Here is a 17,530-nt window from a genome sequence, read left to right as displayed (position 1 = left end):
GTTGTTCACCGCGGGGTGGGCAGAACCGCCCCGCAGGTCAACGCACCCTCCCCCGCGGCTTCAGCGCCACCGGCGGCAACTCAGGAGCAGGCAGCGGATCCCCGTCGTACCCCTTCACCTCACCGAACCGAGTCCCGGTCATCCAGTCCGCGCGGGCCTGTTCGATCTCCTCCTGCGTCCTCCCGATCCAGTTCCAGAACATGATCAGCTCCTCCTCGAACGGCTCTCCGCCGAGGAGCATCAGGCCGGCGTCCGACTCCGCGCGCAGCGGGAGTTCGGTGCGGCCGCAGCCGAGGTAGAGCATGGAGCCGGGGAGTACGGGCACGCCGTCCACGTGGGCCTCGCCGGACATGGACAGGACGGCGTACTCGAAGTCCGGCTCCAGCGGGAGGCGTACGTCCGCGCCGCGCGACAGGGTGAGGTCGGCGCCGACGATCGGGGTGTACGTCGTGCCGGGCGAGGTGGCACCGTCGAGTCCGCCGAGGATCAGCGTGGCCCGCAGGCCAGGCGCCGTGACGACCGGCAGGTCGGCGTGGTGTTCGAAGTGCGGGTCGGTGTGGCGGTGGCCGTCCGGGAGGGCGACCCACAGCTGGGCGCCGTGCAGGAGGCGGGCGTGTGACTTCGGGCTCTCCTCGGAGTGGCTGATCGCCCGGCCGGAGGTCATCAGGCCCAGCTCGCGCGGGTGGATCGTCTGCAGGCTGCCCGTGGAGTCCCGGTGCAGCACCTCGCCCTCGTGCAGCCAGCTCACCGTCTGCAGACCCATGTGCGGGTGCGGCGGCACCTGCATGCCGGGCTCGTCGGCGATGTCGTCGGGACCGTAGTGATCGACGAAGCACCAGGCGCCGACCATGCGCCGGCCCAGGTTGGGCAGCAGGCGGCGGACTTCGGTGGATTCGCCGAGCTTGACGCGGCGAGGGCTGAGGAGTTCGCGTACGGGCTCTGCCACGACGAAACCGCGGCCGCCGCAGATGGCGGGCACCGCCTCGCGATCAAGATTGCTCATGGCGCCCAAACTAGCCCTGTCCGGGCCATCACGTCAGTCCGTCACCCTGCGCTGTCCGGATGCCGTTGAGAAAATAGTAGCCATGGATATAGTAGCCATGTACCGTATTGGCCATGAGCAAGGGTTCCGAGAAGGCCACGCCCGGTTTCCTGGTGTGGCGCCTGTCCACGAAGTGGCGGGTCGCGGTCGACCGGGCCGTGGCCCCGCTGGGGCTCACTCACGCGCAGTACGCGCTGGTGGCCTCGCTGTACGGCATGCAGCGCCACGGAGAGCGCCCCAGCCAGCGGCGCCTTGCCGACCACACCGGACTCGAGCCGCTGTACGTGTCCAAGCTGGCGCGCTCCCTGGAGAGCGCCGGCCTCCTCGAACGCACTCGGGACCCCCGCGACCCGCGCGCGGTACAGCTGGCGCTGACCGGGCAGGGCCGGGAGCGGACCCGGCAGGCGATCGAGGTCGTGCAGGGGCTCCTGCAGCAGTTGCTGGCACCTCTCGGCGGCCTGGACAGCGCGCGGGCACGGGAGTTCACCCGTGACCTCGCGGTCCTGCTCGACGCACCTCTTGACCCGCTCGTCCCAGACAGTGAGTCCGACAAGGAGCAGTCATGACCACCACCACTCCCCTGCTCGACCCCCGAGTCATAGCTCTGGCCCACTACGCGAGCCGCGCGCTTCTCGAGCGTGTACTGGCCCGCCACGGCGCGACGTTCCAGCAGTCCGTAACCCTCCGGCTCGTCAACGTCGCCGACGGCCCGGTCGAGCGCGACCACCTCGTCGACGGCGTCGTCGGCGCACTGAAGATCGAGGCCGCGCAGGCCCACTCCGTGGTCGACGAGCTGATCACCGCACAGCTGCTGGCCCCGCAGGAGCCGTCCCAGGTGCGGATCACGGACGCCGGACGGGAGTTGTACGAGCGGACCTCCGCCGAGACCGCTCCCATCTCCGCCCGGGTCTACGCCGACATCCCCACGGAGGACCTTGCCGCCGCCGGACGAGTGCTGACCCTCATCACCGAGCGGGCCAACGCCGAGCTCACCGCCATGACCCGGTAGCTCCGGCACCCGGAATCGAGTAGTGGAATATTGAACCAACGCGCTCCGTTGACGGCCTCGAAGGAGGTCACGAGTGGACACGACGTACTACGACCACGGAGCACCGGCCGAGCGCTGGGAGCGTGCGCGGATGTTCTTCGACGCCAAGGACTACGCGGCCGCGGCCCGCGTCCTGGGCAAGCTGGTCGAGGAGGTGCCGGAGCAGACCGGACCCCGGCTGCTGCTGGCGCGCGCCTACTACCACTCGGCCCAACTGCGTCGCGCAGAGAGCGAGTTGAGGATCGTCATCGAGCGCGACCCGGTCGAGCACTACGCCCGGCTGATGCTGGGCCGCACCCTGCAACGGCAGGGCCGGGACGATGAGGCGGAGCCGCACCTGCGCGTCGCCTCGGCGCTCGCGGGTGACTTCGAGCAGCTCTGAGCAGAGTCGCGCAGCCGCTCTCGGCGGTCTCGGCACGAGGGGCCCGGTTTCATTCCATGAAACCGGGCCCCTCGTCTCGTCCGTCGGCCCTTGCGGCCGGCTCGCCGCCTGCCTAGTTCACTTCCGCGGGTCCCCGCTTCTCCCGCCGATGGGCCACCTCGCCTAGGACGACGTCCACGACGACGAACGCGGCCAGCGAGATGCCGAGCAGCGGCACGAAGTAGCCGACCACGGCGACGACCGCCACCAGCGGGACCAGGATCTGCGGGGGCACCTGCTGCCAGGCGCCGCGCGGGATCGGCCGGCCGAAGGCGGACCCGCGGCCGCGCTGCCACCACATGCGGTAGCCCCACACGATCAGCAGGATCAGCGAGAGCGTGAGCGCCATGAGGGCGATTTGGTTGACCAGGCCGAAGAGGACCCCGGTGTGCAGGTCGATGCCCCAGCGGGTCAGCTTGGCGAGCACCGGGTATTCGGAGAACCTCAGCACGTCGACGACCTCGCCGCCGGCCGGGTCGATGGCGACCGAGTCCCCCTTCGTCGGCCAGCTGCGCTGCACCTGTCGTACCACGTACGCGGACGAGTCGTCGGCGGGCGGCACGATCTCCACGGGATCGCTCAGGCCCAAGGCGCGGGCGGACGCCAGGACCTTGTCGAGGCCGACGCCGTGCTCGCCGCTGCCGCCCGTGCCCGCGGCGCTGCCGTGGCCCCCGTGTTCGCCGCCCGCCGTCGCCGAGATGGACGGCGTGGCCTGGCCGAGGGAGGTGCGCAGTTCGTCGATGTTGGCGCCGGCGTAGGCCGACCAGGTGAGGCCGGTCGCCGAGAGGAAGAAGAACCCGATCGCGGCCCAGACACCGACGGTGCCGTGCAGGCCGAGCGTGCGGCGGCGCCCGCTGGTGCCCCGCACCTTGCGCAGGGCGCGGCGGCGGGAGAACCACAGCACCAGGCCGCCGGCCGCGATGACCCAGAGCCAGCTGGCGGCGAGCTCGCTGTAGTAGCGGCCGGTCTCACCGAGGTGCAGGTCGCGGTGGAACTCGTCGATCCAGGTGCGCAGGGGCAGCGCACCGGTCGAGCCGTACTGTTCGAGGGCGCCGCGCACCTCGGCGGTGTACGGGTCGACGAACACGGCCATCGTGTGCTCGGCGTCGACGCCCTTGACGCCGGACAGCATGACCCTGGTCGACTCGTCATCGGCCGGGGAGGGCCGTATCGCCGAGACGGTGCCCTCGGGGTGGGCCTTGCGCGCGGCGGCGACCTGCTCGGATATCGGCAGCTTCGCGTCGCCGACCGGGACGTACATCTCGTGGGCGTACACCAGCTTCTCGGCCTGGAACGCTCCGGCGTACAGGAAGCCGGTGGCCGCGGCGACGAGCAGGAACGGCGCGACGAGCACTCCGGCGTAGAAGTGCAGACGCAGGATCAGCGGGCGCAGCGGTGCCCATCTGCGGGACGGCGACGCCGGGGCGTCGGGCTGCGTCGCCTCCTCCGTGGTGGTGGCGGGAGCGGTGGACATCGGCGGCTTCTCCGGGGGTGGGACGGGGAGTGGGGACGTTTCCTTCTGTGCTGTTGCGGTCCAGTAGTCGGACGAAGGGGCCGCCGAGTTCCAGGCGCATTAAGTGGCGTGCGTCACAAGGGAGTCGGCGAGTGCCGCGGATGCCGTGGCATGCTGGCGCGATGGCACTTCCGAACGAGCGCGCATCCTTGGCCGAGCAGGTCGAGCAACTCCTGGCCACCGAGGGGCCGTTGCCCATCGTGGCGGCCGGCGACCCGGTGCTGCGGCGTCCCACCGAGCGCTTCGACGGCCAGCTGGATTCGGCGCTGCTGTCTCGCTTCGTCGAGGCGCTGCGGGTCACCATGCACGCGGCGCCGGGTGTCGGCCTCGCCGCACCGCAGGTCGGCGTGGGGCTGCGGATCGCGGTGATCGAGGACCCGGCGCCGGTTCCGGAGGACGTGCGGCTGGTGCGCGGGCGGGTGCCGCAGCCGTTCCGGGTACTGGTGAACCCGTCGTACGAACCCGTCGGCGACGACCGTGCCGCGTTCTTCGAGGGCTGTCTGAGCGTGCCGGGCTATCAGGCGGTGGTGGCCAGGCCGGCCGAGGTGCGGCTGACCGGCGAGGACGAGCACGGGCACGCGATCGACGAGGTGTTCACGGGGTGGCCCGCCCGTATCGTGCAGCACGAGACGGACCACCTCGACGGCGTGCTCTACCTGGACCGGGCCGAGTTGCGCTCACTGTCGTCGAACCAGGCCATGGCCGAGCGCTGGGCCCAGCCCGCCCCGGGCGAGGCGGCGAGGGCCCTCGGCTTCGAACTGCCCGACTGAGTACGTCAGTTGTCCCGGTACGACTCCAACAGCCGCAGCCACACCTCACTGATCGTCGGATACGACGGAACCGCGTGCCACAGGCGGCTGATCGGCACCTGCCCGACGACCGCGATCGTCGCCGAGTGGATGAGCTCACCGACGCCCGGGCCGACGAACGTGACGCCGAGCAGGATCTCGCGCTCCAGGTCGACGACCATGCGGGCGCGACCCTTGTAGCCCTCGGCGTACACCGACGCCCCCGCGACCGAGGCGAGGTCGTAGTCGACGGCGCGGACCCGGTGACCGGCCTGTTCCGCTTCGGCCAGGGACAGGCCCACGGCCCCGGCCTCGGGGTCGGTGAAGACGACCTGGGGGACGGCGGCGTGGTCGGCGGTGGCGGCGTGGGCGCCCCACGGGTCCGATTCCAGGATCGGGACTCCGGAGGCGCGGGCGGCGATGGCGGCGCCCGCGATGCGGGCCTGGTACTTGCCCTGATGGGTGAGGAGGGCGCGGTGATTGATGTCGCCGACCGCGTACAGCCACTCGCTGCCGGTGACGCGCAGGCTGTCGTCGACCTCCAGCCAGGAACCCGGCGTCAGGCCGACGGTGTCCAGGCCGAGGTCGTCGGTGCGCGGGGCGCGCCCGGTCGCGAAGAGGATCTCGTCGGCCTCGATACGGCCGCCGCTGTCGGTGACGACCACGACCGTGCCGTTCTCACGGGTCACCGACTCGACCGACGTGCCGGTGCGGACGTCGACGCCCGCCTCGGTGAGCGCCCCGGCGACCATCTCGCCGGCGAAGGGCTCCATGCGGTTGAGCAGGCCCTTGCCGCGCACGAGGAGCGTGACGCTGGAGCCGAGAGCCTGATAGGCGGTGGCCATCTCCGTGGCGACCACTCCCCCGCCGACCACGACCAGCCGGCCGGGTACGGACTGGGCGCTGGTGGCCTCACGGCTGGTCCACGGCTTCACCTCGGCGAGTCCGGGCAGGTTCGGGAGCATGGCGCGGGTGCCGGTGCACAGGGCGACTGCGTGCCGGGCGGTCAGCACCTGGCGTGCGCCGTCCGGTCCGGTCACCTCCACCGTGCGGGGTCCGGTGAGGCGGCCGTGGCCGCGGTGGAAGTCGGCGCCGATGCCGGACAGCCATTGGACCTGGCCGTCGTCGTTCCAGTTGCCGGTGAACTCGTTGCGCCGGGCCAGGACGGCAGCCGCGTCCAGGGGGCCCTGTACCGAGTGGCTGAGCCCGGGCAGGCGGCGGGCGTCCGCCTGGGCGATGACCGGGCGCAGCAACGCCTTGCTGGGCATGCACGCCCAGTACGAGCACTCGCCGCCGACCAGTTCGCTCTCCACCACCGCGGTGCTCAGACCTGCCGCACGGGTGCGGTCGGCCACGTTCTCCCCCACCGGCCCGGCTCCGACCACCACGACGTCGTACACGTTGGAATCCGTTTCCGTCATGTGGTCAGTCTTACGGGTGGTGTGCGGAGTGGCCACACGGGTACGCGCGCGGAATACGCGGCCGTACGGTCCTGTTGACGCCGACGGCACCGCCCCGACACCAGGAAGAGGGAAAACGCCATGAGCAGCACCGTGGAGCTCACCAAGGAGAACTTCGATGAGACGGTCACGGACAACGAGTTCGTCCTGATCGACTTCTGGGCGTCCTGGTGCGGGCCGTGCCGTCAGTTCGCCCCCGTTTACGAGAAGGCCGCCGAGGAGAACCCGGACCTTGTGTTCGGCAAGGTCGACACCGAGGCGCAGCCGGAGCTTGCCGCCGCCTTCGGTATCCAGTCGATCCCGACGCTGATGATCGTCCGTGACCGTGTCGCCGTGTTCGCGCAGCCGGGCGCACTGCCCGAGGCCGCCCTGGCGGACGTCATCGGGCAGGCCCGCAAGCTCGACATGGACGAGGTCCACAAGGCCGTCGCCGCCCAGCAGGAGCAGGCCGACCAGAACGGCCGGTGAGGCCCTGCTCTAGAAGGGGTACGCCGCCACGTCACCACGCACCGTCGTCCAGCGCACGTCGGTGAACGCGTCCAGGTTGGCCTCGCCGCCGAACCGGGCGCCGGTGCCGGAGGCGGCGATGCCGCCGAAGGGCGCGACGGCCTCGTCGTTCACGGTCTGGTCGTTGATGTGCACGATGCCGGTCGGGATGCGCTCGGCCAGGTCGAGGCCCCGGGCGGCGTCCCTGGTGACGATGCCCAGGGAGAGGCCGTAGGAGCTCGCCGCGGCAAGGGCGGCGGCCTCGTCGGCGGTGGTGAAGGGGCGCACCGGCGCGACGGGGCCGAAGACCTCCTCGGTGTACGCGGGGGTCGCGTCGTCGACGCCGGCGAGCACCGTCGGCCGGTAGAACAGCTGCTCGTGGCTGCCGCCCGCGGCGAGCTTGGCCCCCCGCGACGTACTGGCCTCGACCAGACCGTGCACCTTCCCCAGCTGGCCGGAGTCGATGAGCGGCCCGAGGTGGACCTCGGCGCGGTGCGGGTCGCCCACGGCGAGGGCGTCGGCCTTGGCCGCGAGCCGCTCGACGTACTCCTCGTACAGCGACTGGTGGACCAGGTGGCGGCCGGTCGTCATGCAGATCTGCCCCTGGTGGAAGAAGGAGCCCCAGGCGGCGGTGGAGATCACCGCGTCGAGGTCGGCGTCCTCCAGCACGATCAGGGCGGAGTTGCCGCCCAGTTCCAGGTGGACGCGCTTGAGATGGCGCCCGGCGGCCTCGCCCACGGCCCGGCCCGCGGCCGTCGACCCGGTGAAGGAGATGACGGGCACCCGCGGGTCGGCGACCAGCGCCTGGCCCACCTCCCCGGCGCCCGGCAGGATGTGCAGCAGCTCCTCGGGCAGACCGGCCGCGGCGAAGATCGCGGCAAGCGAGAGCCCGCCGCAGACCGCCGTGCGCGGGTCCGGCTTCAGCACGACCGCGTTGCCGAGCGCGAGGGCCGGGGCGACGGAGCGGATGGACAGGATCAGCGGGGCGTTGAACGGTGCGATGACGCCGACGACACCCGCGGGCACCCGGCGCGTGTACGACAGGCGGGGCGCCTCGCTGGGCAGGACGTGCCCGGCCGGCCGGGAGGCGAGCGCGGCGGCCTCATAGCACTCCTGGGCGGCGACGTGCAGCTCGAAGTCGGCCTTGCCGGGTATCGACCCGGACTCGCGGACAAGCCATTCGCGCAGCTCGTCGGCGTGCGCGGCGAACAGGTCACCGGCCTTGCGCAGGACCCCGGCGCGCACGAGGTGCGGGACGCGGGCCCACTCGGCCTGGGCGGCGCGGGCGGCCTCGGCGGCCGTGGCGACGTCCTCGGCGGTGGCCAGGGTTACGGTGCCGAGCGTGTCGCCGGTGGCGGGCTCGGTGACGGTGTACTCGTCTCCCGACAGGGGGCGGGACTGCCAGGCCTTGGGGTCGAGCAACGGCATGTGCGACTCTCCGTTCGATCACCGGCGGGACTCACAGGGGGAGCGGAAGTCCCGAGTAGTTCGCCGCCAGTTCGGCGGCAGCGTGACGGGATGCGGTGATCCGGCGCAGACGTGCGAGCTGCATCCGGTGGTCGAAGGCATCCCCGTCTGGTTGAGCGTGCAACATCCTAGTCATGTCGTCGGAGAAACGGGTCGCCTGCCATACCCGCTGAAGACACAACTCGGAGTAGCTGTCGAGGAGTTGTGTGTTCCCGGTGCGGTGCAGCTCGATGAGGGCGCGGGCCAGGACCCGTACGTCCGACACGGCGAGGTTGAGTCCCTTGGCGCCCGTCGGCGGGACGATGTGGGCGGCGTCACCGGCGAGCAGGAGCCGCCCGTGGCGCATCGGTTCGTGGACGTAACTGCGCATCGATGTAACGGACTTGGCGGTGATGGGTCCGCGGTTCAGGGTCCAGTCGGCGTCGATCGCGAAGCGGGCGGCGAGTTCGTCCCAGATGCGGTCGTCGGGCCAGTCGTCGGGATCGGTGTCGACCGGAACCTGGAGGTAGAGCCGGGAGACGGACGAGGAGCGCATGCTGTGCAGCGCGAAACCGCGTTCACCCCGCGCATAGATCAACTCGTCGCCGGACGGCGGCACTTCGGCCATGATGCCGAGCCAGGAGTACGGATAGTCGTGCGCGTACGAGCTGCTGATCCCGGCCGGGAAGGCGCCCCGGGAGATGCCGTGGAAGCCGTCGCAGCCGGCGACCCAGTCGCAGGTCAGCGTCTGCTCGCGGCCCTCGTGCAGGAACCGTACGACGGGCGTGTCGCTCTCCGGCTTCTCGACGGCGAGCGCCTCTGCCTCGAACAACAGCGGTGGTCCGTCGGCGAGTTGGAGCGCGACGAGGTCCTTCACGATCTCGGTCTGGGCGTAGATCGTCACCGTACGGCCGCCGGTGAGGGCCGGGAAGTCGAGATGGTGGCGTTCACGGTCGAAGCGCAGCTCGATGCCCTGGTGCACCAGGCCCTCCGCGTCCAGCCGATCGGCGGCGCCGGCCTCGTGCAGCGCGTGGACCGTGCCCTGCTCCAGCATTCCGGCCCGCTGGCGCTGCTCGACGTACTCGCGCGTCCTGCTCTCCAGGACCACGCAGTCGACGCGCGCGCGGTGCAGCAGCCGGGCGAGGAGGAGCCCGGCGGGGCCCCCGCCGATGATGCCGACCGTCGTGCGCATTCCACGCCTCCCTGGCTTCGACGGTACGTCGGCCGGACGCCGGCTGCCTCAGCTGGACTCGCGGTGCACCACCGTCGCTCCCAGCACCTTGTGTGTCTGGGGTGCGGCGCCGGGGTTGCGCACCGCGTGGTCGACCAGCTCCGCGAGGTCGCGACCGGACGGCAGTTCGATGTGGACCGTGCTCAGCCTGGGCCGCAGCAGCCGTCCGAGCATCAGGTCGTCGGCGCCGATGACGGCCGTGTCCGCGGGGATGCGGACGCCCTCGTCCTGCAGGGCGCGCATCAGCAGCATCGCGTACTCGTCGTTGTAGGCGAACACGGCGTCGAGGCCGCGGTCGCGCCAGCTGCGCGCGAGCCGCGCGGCGGACTCCTCGCCGTAGGCGAGGGGCAGCTCGGTCAGGGTGGCGTCCGTGCCGTGCAGGGCGCGGCGCACCCCTTCCAGACGCGGCGCGGAGAAGGACTCCAGGCCGTCCTCCTCGGGGACGACGACGCCGACTCGGCGCCTGCCGCGGTCGTAGAGGTGGCGGCCCGCCCGGTACCCCACGGCCTCGTAGTCCATCAGCAGGGCGTGGGCGCCCTCGACGGACTCGGGGCCGAGCGAGACCACGGCCCGGGCGCCGGAGCGCTTGAGCACCGTCACGCCCTTCGGGCCGAGACCGGAGCCCGAGAACAGGACGGCGACGGGGCGCAGCTCGGCCCAGGCGCGGGCGGCCTCGTCGCCGTGCAGGCCGACGCTGCCGTGCTGCACGACCGTGTAGTCGAGGCGGCCGAGCGCCAGCTGGAGGTCGCTGAGGAACCGGCCGTACAGGGAGCCGACGGGGAAGCTCGGGGCGGGCATCAGGACCATCCGGCTGTGCCCGGCGCGCAGGCTGCGGGCGGCCGCGTGCGGGACGTACCCGAGCTCCTTCGCGGCGTCGTGGACGCGGCGGCGGGTGGGTTCGCTGATCCGGACGGCGCTGGTGTTGTTGAGGACGTAGGAGACGGTCGCGCGCGAGACGCCGGCCAGGCGGGCCACATCTGCGCTCGTGGGTACCGAGCGCTGTGCGGGCAGAGCGGGCGCGGGCGTTTTCGGTATCTGCACCATGACGTACCGCATCTTTGCAGAACCTGTGCGTAGCGCTCAGGTTAGGGTCCCCGCCCGGTCACGCCTCGGTGCGCGTCACGCGGGTGACCAGGTCGGACCACCCGTTCTCCAGCCGCTCCATGGGCATGCCGCACTGCTTGGTCAGGTGGTGGATGAGGCCGGGGTCGAGATACGCCATGAGCGTCTGGGCGAGGAGATCGCAGTCGGCGTCCGGCACGATCTGCCGCAGCAGCATGGCGACGTGGGTGTGCAGCGCCCGGTACGAGGGGTGGGCGAAGCGGCGCGTCGGCTCCGGCTGCGCGGCCAGTTGCAGGTCCAGCTGCTCGGCCGCGCGGTACAGCACGGCGACACCGAAGGCCCGCAGCCGCTCCACCGGCGGCGCACCCGGGCCCAGCGGCGGCGGCCCGCCGATGAAGTCGGCCTGCAGCTTCCGCGCGGAGTGGTCCAGCAGCGCCGTCAGCAGGCCGGTGCGGTCGCCGAAGCGGCGGAAGACCGTCCCCTTGCCCACGCCGGCCGCCGCGGCCACCGCCTCCATGGTGACCCCGGCCGCCCCGTGCTCCGCGATCAGCTCCGTTGCCGCCTCCAGCAGCCGGGCGCGGTTGCGTGCCGCGTCGGCGCGCAGGCAGGGCTCGTCGGGGGCGGAGCCGACCTCCAGCAGCTGGGGCTTGCCCTCGGGCTCCTGAGACTGCGGGAACGGCGGCAGTACGGCGGACATGAAGCCAGCGTAAAGCATCGGGAATGAAACTGGACCGCGGTCCGGTTAAGGTGCTAGAAATTAAACGGACCCCGGTCCGGATCGTAACGGCAGTGTTTCAGCATCCTTGGAGTTCGCATGTCTGTTCGCATCCTCGCGCTCGTCGGCAGCCTTCGCGCCGGTTCGCACAACCGTCAGCTCGCCGAGGCGGCCGTCAAGCTCGCCCCCGAGGGCGCTGAGGTCGTGCTCTTCGAGGGCCTGGCCGACATCCCCTTCTACAACGAGGACATCGACGTCGAGGGCACCGTCCCCGCCACCGCGGCCAAGCTGCGCGAGGCCGCGCAGGCCGCGGACGCGTTCCTGCTCTTCTCCCCCGAGTACAACGGCACCATCCCGGCCGTACTGAAGAACGCCATCGACTGGCTGTCCCGCCCGTACGGCTCCGGCGCCTTCGGCGGCAAGCCGGTCGCCGTGGTCGGCACCGCGTTCGGCCAGTACGGCGGCGTGTGGGCGCAGGACGAGACCCGCAAGGCCGTGGGCATCGCCGGCGGCAAGGTGCTGGAGGACGTCAAGCTCTCCATCCCCGGCTCCGTGACGCGCTTCGCCGAGACCCACCCGGTCGACGACGCCGAGGTCGCCGCGCAGCTGACCGAGGTCATCGCGCGCGTCCACGGGCACGCGGGCGAGGTCGTCGCGGCCTGACCTGCCCCGAGGCCCTTGAGGAGGGGCCGGAGCCGAGCGCTCCTGCCCCTCCTCGCATGCCCGGCCCCTCCTCCCGCGTCACGCCACCACCGTCGACGCCAGCCCCCGCAGCTCCTCCAGCGCCGCCGCCACCGCCGGCCGCTCCCGGCAGCCCCGGCGAGTACAGGTGAGCACCTTGCGGTGCGGGTCGCCGACACAGCGGACCCGGGTGATCGGGAGCTGCGGGGTCAGCTGGGCCAGCCGCGGGATCAGCGCGACGCCGAGCCGGCCGGCGACCAGGTGGGCGGTGACGTTCCAGTCCAGCGCGTGATGGACCACGTCCGGGGTGAACCCGGCCGCCCCGCACGCCGACATCACATGCGGGCGGCAGGGGCTCTGGGGCACCGGCGCGATCCAGTCCTCGTGCGCCACCTCCGCGAGGTCGACGCGTTCGAGTCCGGCCAGCGGATGGTCGTCGGGGACGACGAGGTCGTACGGGTCGTCCAGCAGCGGCTGCTGGTCGAAGCGCGCGTCGCTCAGCGGCGGGTTGTGCGGGGTCACCTCCACCACGGCCAGATCGGCCTCCCCCTCGAAGAGCAGGTCGAAGCTCTCCGGGACCCCCGACTCCCGAATCCGTACGGTCAGCTGCGGATGCCGCTCCCGCATCCCTACGGCCATCGGCGCCAGCAGTACCGACACGGCCGTCGTGAAGCCGCTGACGCGCAGCTGCCCGGCGGGGGCGCCGTACTCGGCGCGCAGGTCGAGCTCGGCCGCCTCCCAGCGCGCGGCGATCGCATCCGCGTGTGCGAGCAGGCTCTCGGCCGCCGCGGTGAGGCGCACCCCGCGGCCCTGGGGTTCGAGGAGGTCGACGCCCAGGTCGCGGGCCAGCTGGCGGATCTGCTGGGAGGCGGCGGACGGGGTGAAGTGCAGGGCGCGGGCGGCCGCGGTGACCGTGCCGTAGTGCGCCACGGCCCTCAGTACGTGCAGTCGGCGCAGGTCAATCATGAAGCCCACGCTTCAAGGTGACGTCCGGAAAGTCAACCTGGACGTACACGAAGGCGCATCGCACCCTTGGTTGTGTCGCGACGGTCAACCAGCCACGAGGTACGAGGAGTCACCATGACCAGCACGACCGGCACCGCCTGCCCGCACTGCGGGTGGCCCGACGGAGCCGAGCCCTACCGGGTGGTGTCCCGGCACGGCACGGCGGCGGGCAGCACGGTGTGGACGCGGTGCGCCTGCGGTTCGTTGCAGGTGCGCATGGTGGACGCCCGCGGCATGCGCGTCGTCTCCCGCAGCCGGCCCACGGGGGCTCCCGCGCACTCGCCCGGCCGGTGACGTCGGTTCAGTCGAGCCCGGCCAGCCGCTGTACGGCAGGAGCCGCGAAGTTCTCGATGAAGGCCGCCGGTTCCCCGGTGCGCGGGCCGAGGATCACCGTGTCGATGTCGAGCTCGGTGTAGGCCGCGATGTCCCGGGTGAAGGCGTCGAGGTCACCCCGGACGACGGCCTCGCCGGCGTGGAGGACGGTCTTTCGGATCTCGTCGTAGTCGCGCCCCTCGGTGTCGCAGTGGCCGCGCAGCACGTCGAGCTTGTGCCGGACCTCCTCCGGCGAGGAGGCGAACAGGTTGCACGCGTCGCCGTACCGGGCGACCAGCCGGAGCGTCTTCTTCTCGCCGCCCCCGCCGATCATGATCTCGGGGTGCGGGTCGCTGAGGGGCGCCGGGACGCAGAGGGTCTCGGCGAGCCGGTAGTGCTTGCCCTCGAACGGGCCGTTGGCCTGCGGGTCCCACATCTGGAGGCAGATCCGCAGGGTCTCCTCCAGCCGCTCGAAGCGCTCGGCGACCGGCGGAAACGGCACGCCGAGCCCCTCGTGCTCGCGGCCGTACCAGGCGGCGCCGATCCCGAGGGTGGCCCGGCCGCCGGACAGCACGTCGAGCGAGGTGGCGATCTTGGCGAGCAGGCCGGGGGGACGGTAGGTCACGCCGGTCACCAGGGCTCCGAGGCGGACCGTGGAGGTGTGGGCGGCGAGGTAGCCGAGGGTCGTGTACGCCTCCAGCATGGGGTCCTCGGCGCGGTCGTTGGTCTCCATCTGGAAGTAGTGGTCCATCACCGACAGCCAGCTCAGGCCTGCCGCCTCGGCCGCGGCGCCCGCGGCGGCGAGCTCCGCTCCGAGCGCGGGCCCTGCGCCGGGATGGTCGAACCGGTTGATGTGCACGCCGACTCGCATGGCCTGTCTCTCCGTTCACCCGGATGTCCAGCGACCCTGACGACGCTAGATCTTCGAGTGCGCTCGAAGTCAAGCCCGCCGCGTGACCGCCGTCAGGCCGCGCCGGCAAGTTGGTCGCCGAGTGCGGTACGCCGGTACAGCACCCGCCGTCCGTCACGGGCCCGGGCGACGAGCCCCGTCGCGTGCAGCACCTTCAGATGCTGGGAGACCGCGCTGGGCGTCACGCCGAGGCGCCGGGCGAGCTCGACCGTGGGGAGCGGTTCGGCGAGCAGCCGCAGGACCGTGGTGCGGGGCGCGCCGAGCAGGGCGGTGAGGGCGGAGGCGTCGGGCTCGGGCCGCGGTTCCCACAGGGTCGCGGCGCCCCTGCTGGGATACGCCAGCATCGGCGCTTCGTCGGCGCTGAGCGGCGGGGCGGGTTTGTGTGAGAACAGCGACGGGACCATGCGCAGTCCGCGCCCGGAGCCGTCCACCTCGTGCCGGCCGATCATCCGGTCGACGCGCAGGACGCCGTCGCGCCAGCGGACGTTGCGGTGCAGGTCGGAGAAGAGGAGGTGGGCTCCGCCCGTGGCCAGTTGCCGGGCGCGGTGCGTGATGTCGGCCTCCAGGACGAGCCGCATCCGTGACCAGTCGGGACGAATCGCCAACTCCCAGTACCGATGCAGGAGTTCGCACAGCTCCTCCAGCAGCTCCGCCACAGGCGCGTCGCCTGGCGCGGTGAGCTGCCGCAGGGCGTCCGGGAGCGGGTGCGGGGCATGGGTCGCGAGCAGGTCGCGCCGTACGAGATCCGGTGGCGTGGCCCCTACGACGGTGAGCTGGTCGGTCAGCGTGGGTGCGAAGGTCGTCGGGCGCGGGGTCAGGAAGTCGGGCAGGGTCAGGTTCCGGCCGACCAGGGCCCGCAGCAGCCCGGCGTCGGCGGGGTCGAGGCGTTCGAGGACCGAGCGGCGCCACGGCGTGTGCAGGGGGTAGAGGCCCGGGGCGCGCAGGGCCCGAAGGCTGCCCATGACCTCGCGCAACGGCGAGATCGCGAACCGGGTGTCCGCGAGGTCGTCGACGTCGAGCAGGAAGCTGATCATTAAGCCTCCGGCTACATCCTTTGGCAACCGTCCGTCGCTGCCGTGGACTTCGGCGTATGACGGATCACAACTCCCGGCAGGCTACTCCGGCGATCGCGCTGCTCGCCTTCGCCTGCGGGGTCGCGGTGGGCAATGTCTACTTCCCGCAGGCCATTGGCCCGTTGGTGGCCTCGGGCCTCGGCGTCTCCCCCGACGCGGCCGCCACGGTGGTGACCGCGACCCAGTTCGGCTACGCGGCCGGCATCTACCTGCTCGTGCCGCTCGGCGACCGGGTGCGCCCCCGTCGGCTGCTCGTCACCCTGCTCGCGCTGACCGGCCTCGGTCTGCTCGCCGCGAGTTCGGCGCGGGCGCTGCCGCCCTTGGTCGTCGCGAGCACGCTCGTCGGTGCGGTGACGGTGATCGCGCCGCTCGCCGGTGTGCTGGCGGCCGGCCTGGTGCCCGCCGAACGGCGCGGAGTCGTGAGCGGCACGCTGCTGAGCGGCTCCCTGGCCGGCATGCTGCTGTCCCGTGCGGTCGGCGGCGCCCTCGGCGACTGGCTGGGCTGGCGGGCGCCGTACGTCCTCGCCGCCGTGCTCTCCTTCACGGTCGCCGCCCTGCTGGCCCGCATGCTGCCGACGCTGCCCCCGTCGGTGGCCCGGGCCCCCTACCCGGCGCTGCTCGCGGCGCCGCTGCGTCTGCTGCGCACCGAGCCCGAGCTGCGCCGCTCCTGCCTGTACCAGGCGACGGTGTTCGCCGGGTTCTCCGCGGTGTGGACGGGCGTGGCGATGCTGCTCACGGGACCGGTGTACGGCATGAGCGTGCAGGCCGCCGGGCTGCTGGCGCTCGTCAACGCGGCGACGATGCTGTGCACGCCGGTCGCCGGGCGGCTGGTGGACCGCCGGGGTCCGGACCGGGTCAACCTCGTGTGCTTCCTCGTGGTCGGTGCCTCGGCGGTGGTGCTGGCGTTCGGCGGCCTGGGCGGCGTGCCCGGGCTGACCGCGCTGGTCGTCGGCACGCTGCTGCTCGACGTCGGCATGCAGTCCGGGATGGTCGCCAACACGGTGCGGATCTACGGCCTCGGCGCGGACGTCCGCAGCCGCCTCAACACCGCGTACATGACCTGCGCCTACCTGGGTGGCACGGCCGGCTCGTGGCTGGGTGCCCGGGCCTACGGCCGCTTCGGATGGACCGGCGTGTGCGCACTGGTCGCGACGCTCACCGCGGTGGCGGTCGCCCGCCATGTGAGCCGTCGCAACGCCGTCACCGTGCCATCCGCTCCGACTCCGCCTGCTCCTGCTTCTTCGAAGCCCGCAGGCTGGTCACCGTCGTGACGGCCAGGACGAGCACGATGAAGCCGAGCGAGAAGGGGATGCTGATCTCCGGGACGTGGACGCCGGATTCGTGCAGCGCGTGCAGGAAAAGCTTGACGCCGATGAAGCCGAGGATGATCGACAGGCCGTAGCTGAGGTGGACCAGCTTCTTCAGCAGCCCGCCGATGAGGAAGTACAGCTGCCTGAGGCCCATCAGGGCGAAGGCGTTGGCCGTGAACACGATGTACGGGTCCTGGGTCAGCCCGTAGATCGCGGGGATGGAGTCGAGGGCGAACAGGACGTCGGTGGAGCCGATCGCCAGCATCACGACCAGCATCGGGGTCATGACCCGCTTGCCGTTCTCGGTGATGAACAGCTTGGTGCCGTGGTACCGGTCGGCCACGCCGAAGCGTTTCTCCACTGCCTTCAGCAGCTTGCTTTCCTCGTACTCCTCCTCGTGCTCCTCCTTGCGGGCGTCCTGGATCAGCTTCCAGGCGGTCCAGATCAGGAAGGCGCCGAAGAGGTAGAACACCCAGGAGAACGCGGAGATGATGGCCGCGCCGGCCGCGATGAAGCCGGCGCGCAGCACGAGGGCCATGATCACGCCGACCATCAGGACGCGCTGCTGGTACTGCGAGGGCACCGCGAACTTGCCCATGATCAGGACGAAGACGAAGAGGTTGTCGACGCTGAGCGACTTCTCCGTGATGTACCCGGCGAAGAACTCGCCGGTGGGTCCGCCACCGCCGTAGAAGAACAGGCCGAGGCCGAACAGACAGGCCAGGACGACCCAGACGATGGTCCACGTCCCCGCTTCACGGATGGAAACGTCGTGGGGTTTGCGACCGATGAAGAAGTCCACGGCGACGAGCGCGCACAAGGCCACGATGGTCAGCAGCCAGACGGAGAGAGAGACGTTCACGGGGTTGTACTCCTGGTGCAGGTGGGGCCTTGACAGCGTTGTCGCCTCTTGGCATCCCTTCCACCTGCGAGAGGTGAACAACGGGTCATGTCCTGGCAAGCTCCAGGGTCACGCGGGTGCCACCCGCCGGACGGCGGGGAGGTTCCGCCGAACGGCGGCCCTCCG

18 protein-coding genes and 1 pseudogene are annotated in these 17,530 nt (G+C 71.7%); 8 read left to right on the top strand and 11 right to left on the bottom strand.

Annotated elements, in window-relative coordinates; genetic code table 11:
• Positions 1 to 37: 37 nt before the first annotated feature.
• Positions 38 to 1,003 (bottom strand): pirin family protein, encoded by a 966-nt coding sequence (locus tag AB5J55_RS38525; protein ID WP_369275071.1) that lies wholly within the window; start codon positions 1,001 to 1,003, stop codon positions 38 to 40.
• Positions 1,004 to 1,116: 113 nt separating this feature from the next.
• On the opposite strand from AB5J55_RS38525, the gene AB5J55_RS38520 reads away from it, so the two are divergent.
• The 3 genes from AB5J55_RS38520 to AB5J55_RS38510 all read left to right on the top strand — a co-directional run bounded on the left by AB5J55_RS38520 (position 1,117) and on the right by AB5J55_RS38510 (position 2,472).
• On the top strand, positions 1,117 to 1,608 hold the full coding sequence (locus tag AB5J55_RS38520; protein WP_369275070.1) for a MarR family winged helix-turn-helix transcriptional regulator: 492 nt from the start codon (positions 1,117 to 1,119) through the stop codon (positions 1,606 to 1,608).
• On the top strand, positions 1,605 to 2,051 hold the full coding sequence (locus AB5J55_RS38515; protein WP_369275069.1) for a MarR family transcriptional regulator: 447 nt from the start codon (positions 1,605 to 1,607) through the stop codon (positions 2,049 to 2,051). The genes AB5J55_RS38520 and AB5J55_RS38515 overlap by 4 nt, the downstream gene beginning before the upstream one ends.
• A gap of 73 nt (positions 2,052 to 2,124) precedes the next feature.
• A complete protein-coding gene (locus tag AB5J55_RS38510) occupies positions 2,125 to 2,472 on the top strand; it encodes a tetratricopeptide repeat protein (protein WP_369275068.1) in 348 nt (115 codons plus the stop codon).
• 112 nt (positions 2,473 to 2,584) lie between these two features.
• Here AB5J55_RS38510 and AB5J55_RS38505 read toward each other — a convergent pair whose 3' ends face one another.
• A complete protein-coding gene (locus AB5J55_RS38505; protein ID WP_369275067.1) occupies positions 2,585 to 3,985 on the bottom strand; it encodes a PepSY-associated TM helix domain-containing protein in 1,401 nt (466 codons plus the stop codon).
• Between the two features lie 161 nt (positions 3,986 to 4,146).
• Between AB5J55_RS38505 and AB5J55_RS38500 the strand changes: the two genes are divergently transcribed.
• The gene (locus AB5J55_RS38500; RefSeq protein ID WP_369275066.1) at positions 4,147 to 4,794 is read left to right on the top strand and encodes a peptide deformylase; all 648 of its coding nucleotides are present in this window, start codon (positions 4,147 to 4,149) and stop codon (positions 4,792 to 4,794) included.
• A gap of 5 nt (positions 4,795 to 4,799) precedes the next feature.
• On the opposite strand, the gene AB5J55_RS38495 is transcribed toward AB5J55_RS38500, so the two are convergent.
• Entirely contained in the window at positions 4,800 to 6,233 is a 1,434-nt protein-coding gene (locus AB5J55_RS38495) for an NAD(P)/FAD-dependent oxidoreductase (RefSeq protein WP_369275065.1), read from the bottom strand.
• 114 nt (positions 6,234 to 6,347) lie between these two features.
• Between AB5J55_RS38495 and trxA the strand changes: the two are divergent.
• Positions 6,348 to 6,740, top strand: a pseudogene (trxA, locus tag AB5J55_RS38490) (thioredoxin); the annotation flags it as partial.
• A 9-nt stretch (positions 6,741 to 6,749) separates the two neighbouring features.
• Here the strand turns inward: trxA and AB5J55_RS38485 are convergent.
• Genes AB5J55_RS38485 through AB5J55_RS38470 form a run of 4 tightly spaced genes read right to left on the bottom strand, consistent with a single transcriptional unit; the run spans position 6,750 to position 11,212 of the window.
• Positions 6,750 to 8,186 carry a benzaldehyde dehydrogenase gene (locus AB5J55_RS38485; protein ID WP_369275064.1) on the bottom strand — a complete coding sequence of 479 codons (1,437 nt, stop codon included), beginning with the start codon at positions 8,184 to 8,186 and terminating at the stop codon, positions 6,750 to 6,752.
• Positions 8,187 to 8,217: 31 nt separating this feature from the next.
• Positions 8,218 to 9,396, bottom strand: a complete 1,179-nt coding sequence (locus AB5J55_RS38480) for a 4-hydroxybenzoate 3-monooxygenase (protein WP_369275063.1) — start codon at positions 9,394 to 9,396, stop codon at positions 8,218 to 8,220.
• 48 nt (positions 9,397 to 9,444) lie between these two features.
• Positions 9,445 to 10,479, bottom strand: coding sequence for a LacI family DNA-binding transcriptional regulator (locus tag AB5J55_RS38475; protein WP_369275062.1), 1,035 nt, complete (start codon positions 10,477 to 10,479; stop codon positions 9,445 to 9,447).
• Between the two features lie 58 nt (positions 10,480 to 10,537).
• Positions 10,538 to 11,212 (bottom strand): TetR/AcrR family transcriptional regulator, encoded by a 675-nt coding sequence (locus AB5J55_RS38470; protein WP_369275061.1) that lies wholly within the window; start codon positions 11,210 to 11,212, stop codon positions 10,538 to 10,540.
• 99 nt (positions 11,213 to 11,311) lie between these two features.
• On the opposite strand from AB5J55_RS38470, the gene AB5J55_RS38465 reads away from it, so the two are divergent.
• Positions 11,312 to 11,875: an NAD(P)H-dependent oxidoreductase gene (locus AB5J55_RS38465; protein WP_328877616.1), complete on the top strand. Its 564-nt coding sequence runs from the start codon at positions 11,312 to 11,314 to the stop codon at positions 11,873 to 11,875.
• Between the two features lie 78 nt (positions 11,876 to 11,953).
• On the opposite strand, the gene AB5J55_RS38460 is transcribed toward AB5J55_RS38465, so the two are convergent.
• Positions 11,954 to 12,859 carry a LysR family transcriptional regulator gene (locus AB5J55_RS38460; RefSeq protein ID WP_369276410.1) on the bottom strand — a complete coding sequence of 302 codons (906 nt, stop codon included), beginning with the start codon at positions 12,857 to 12,859 and terminating at the stop codon, positions 11,954 to 11,956.
• 114 nt (positions 12,860 to 12,973) lie between these two features.
• Here AB5J55_RS38460 and AB5J55_RS38455 point away from each other — a divergent pair, with 114 nt between their 5' ends.
• Positions 12,974 to 13,192 (top strand): hypothetical protein, encoded by a 219-nt coding sequence (locus tag AB5J55_RS38455; protein ID WP_369275060.1) that lies wholly within the window; start codon positions 12,974 to 12,976, stop codon positions 13,190 to 13,192.
• 7 nt (positions 13,193 to 13,199) lie between these two features.
• Here the strand turns inward: AB5J55_RS38455 and AB5J55_RS38450 are convergent, their stop codons facing one another.
• Entirely contained in the window at positions 13,200 to 14,081 is an 882-nt protein-coding gene (locus AB5J55_RS38450) for an LLM class F420-dependent oxidoreductase (protein ID WP_369275059.1), read from the bottom strand.
• A 92-nt stretch (positions 14,082 to 14,173) separates the two neighbouring features.
• Positions 14,174 to 15,154 (bottom strand): ArsR/SmtB family transcription factor, encoded by a 981-nt coding sequence (locus AB5J55_RS38445; protein ID WP_369275058.1) that lies wholly within the window; start codon positions 15,152 to 15,154, stop codon positions 14,174 to 14,176.
• A gap of 56 nt (positions 15,155 to 15,210) precedes the next feature.
• Between AB5J55_RS38445 and AB5J55_RS38440 the strand changes: the two genes are divergently transcribed.
• Positions 15,211 to 16,464 carry an MFS transporter gene (locus tag AB5J55_RS38440; protein WP_369275057.1) on the top strand — a complete coding sequence of 418 codons (1,254 nt, stop codon included), beginning with the start codon at positions 15,211 to 15,213 and terminating at the stop codon, positions 16,462 to 16,464.
• On the opposite strand, the gene AB5J55_RS38435 is transcribed toward AB5J55_RS38440, so the two are convergent.
• Positions 16,394 to 17,365, bottom strand: coding sequence for a TerC/Alx family metal homeostasis membrane protein (locus tag AB5J55_RS38435; protein WP_369275056.1), 972 nt, complete (start codon positions 17,363 to 17,365; stop codon positions 16,394 to 16,396). The genes AB5J55_RS38440 and AB5J55_RS38435 overlap by 71 nt on opposite strands.
• Between the last annotated feature and the right edge of the window lie 165 nt (positions 17,366 to 17,530).

This window comes from Streptomyces sp. R11 (assembly GCF_041051905.1).
GTDB lineage: Bacteria > Actinomycetota > Actinomycetes > Streptomycetales > Streptomycetaceae > Streptomyces.
Note: the sequence above shows the minus strand (reverse complement) of the source record. Positions and strands in the feature narration are given on the sequence as shown.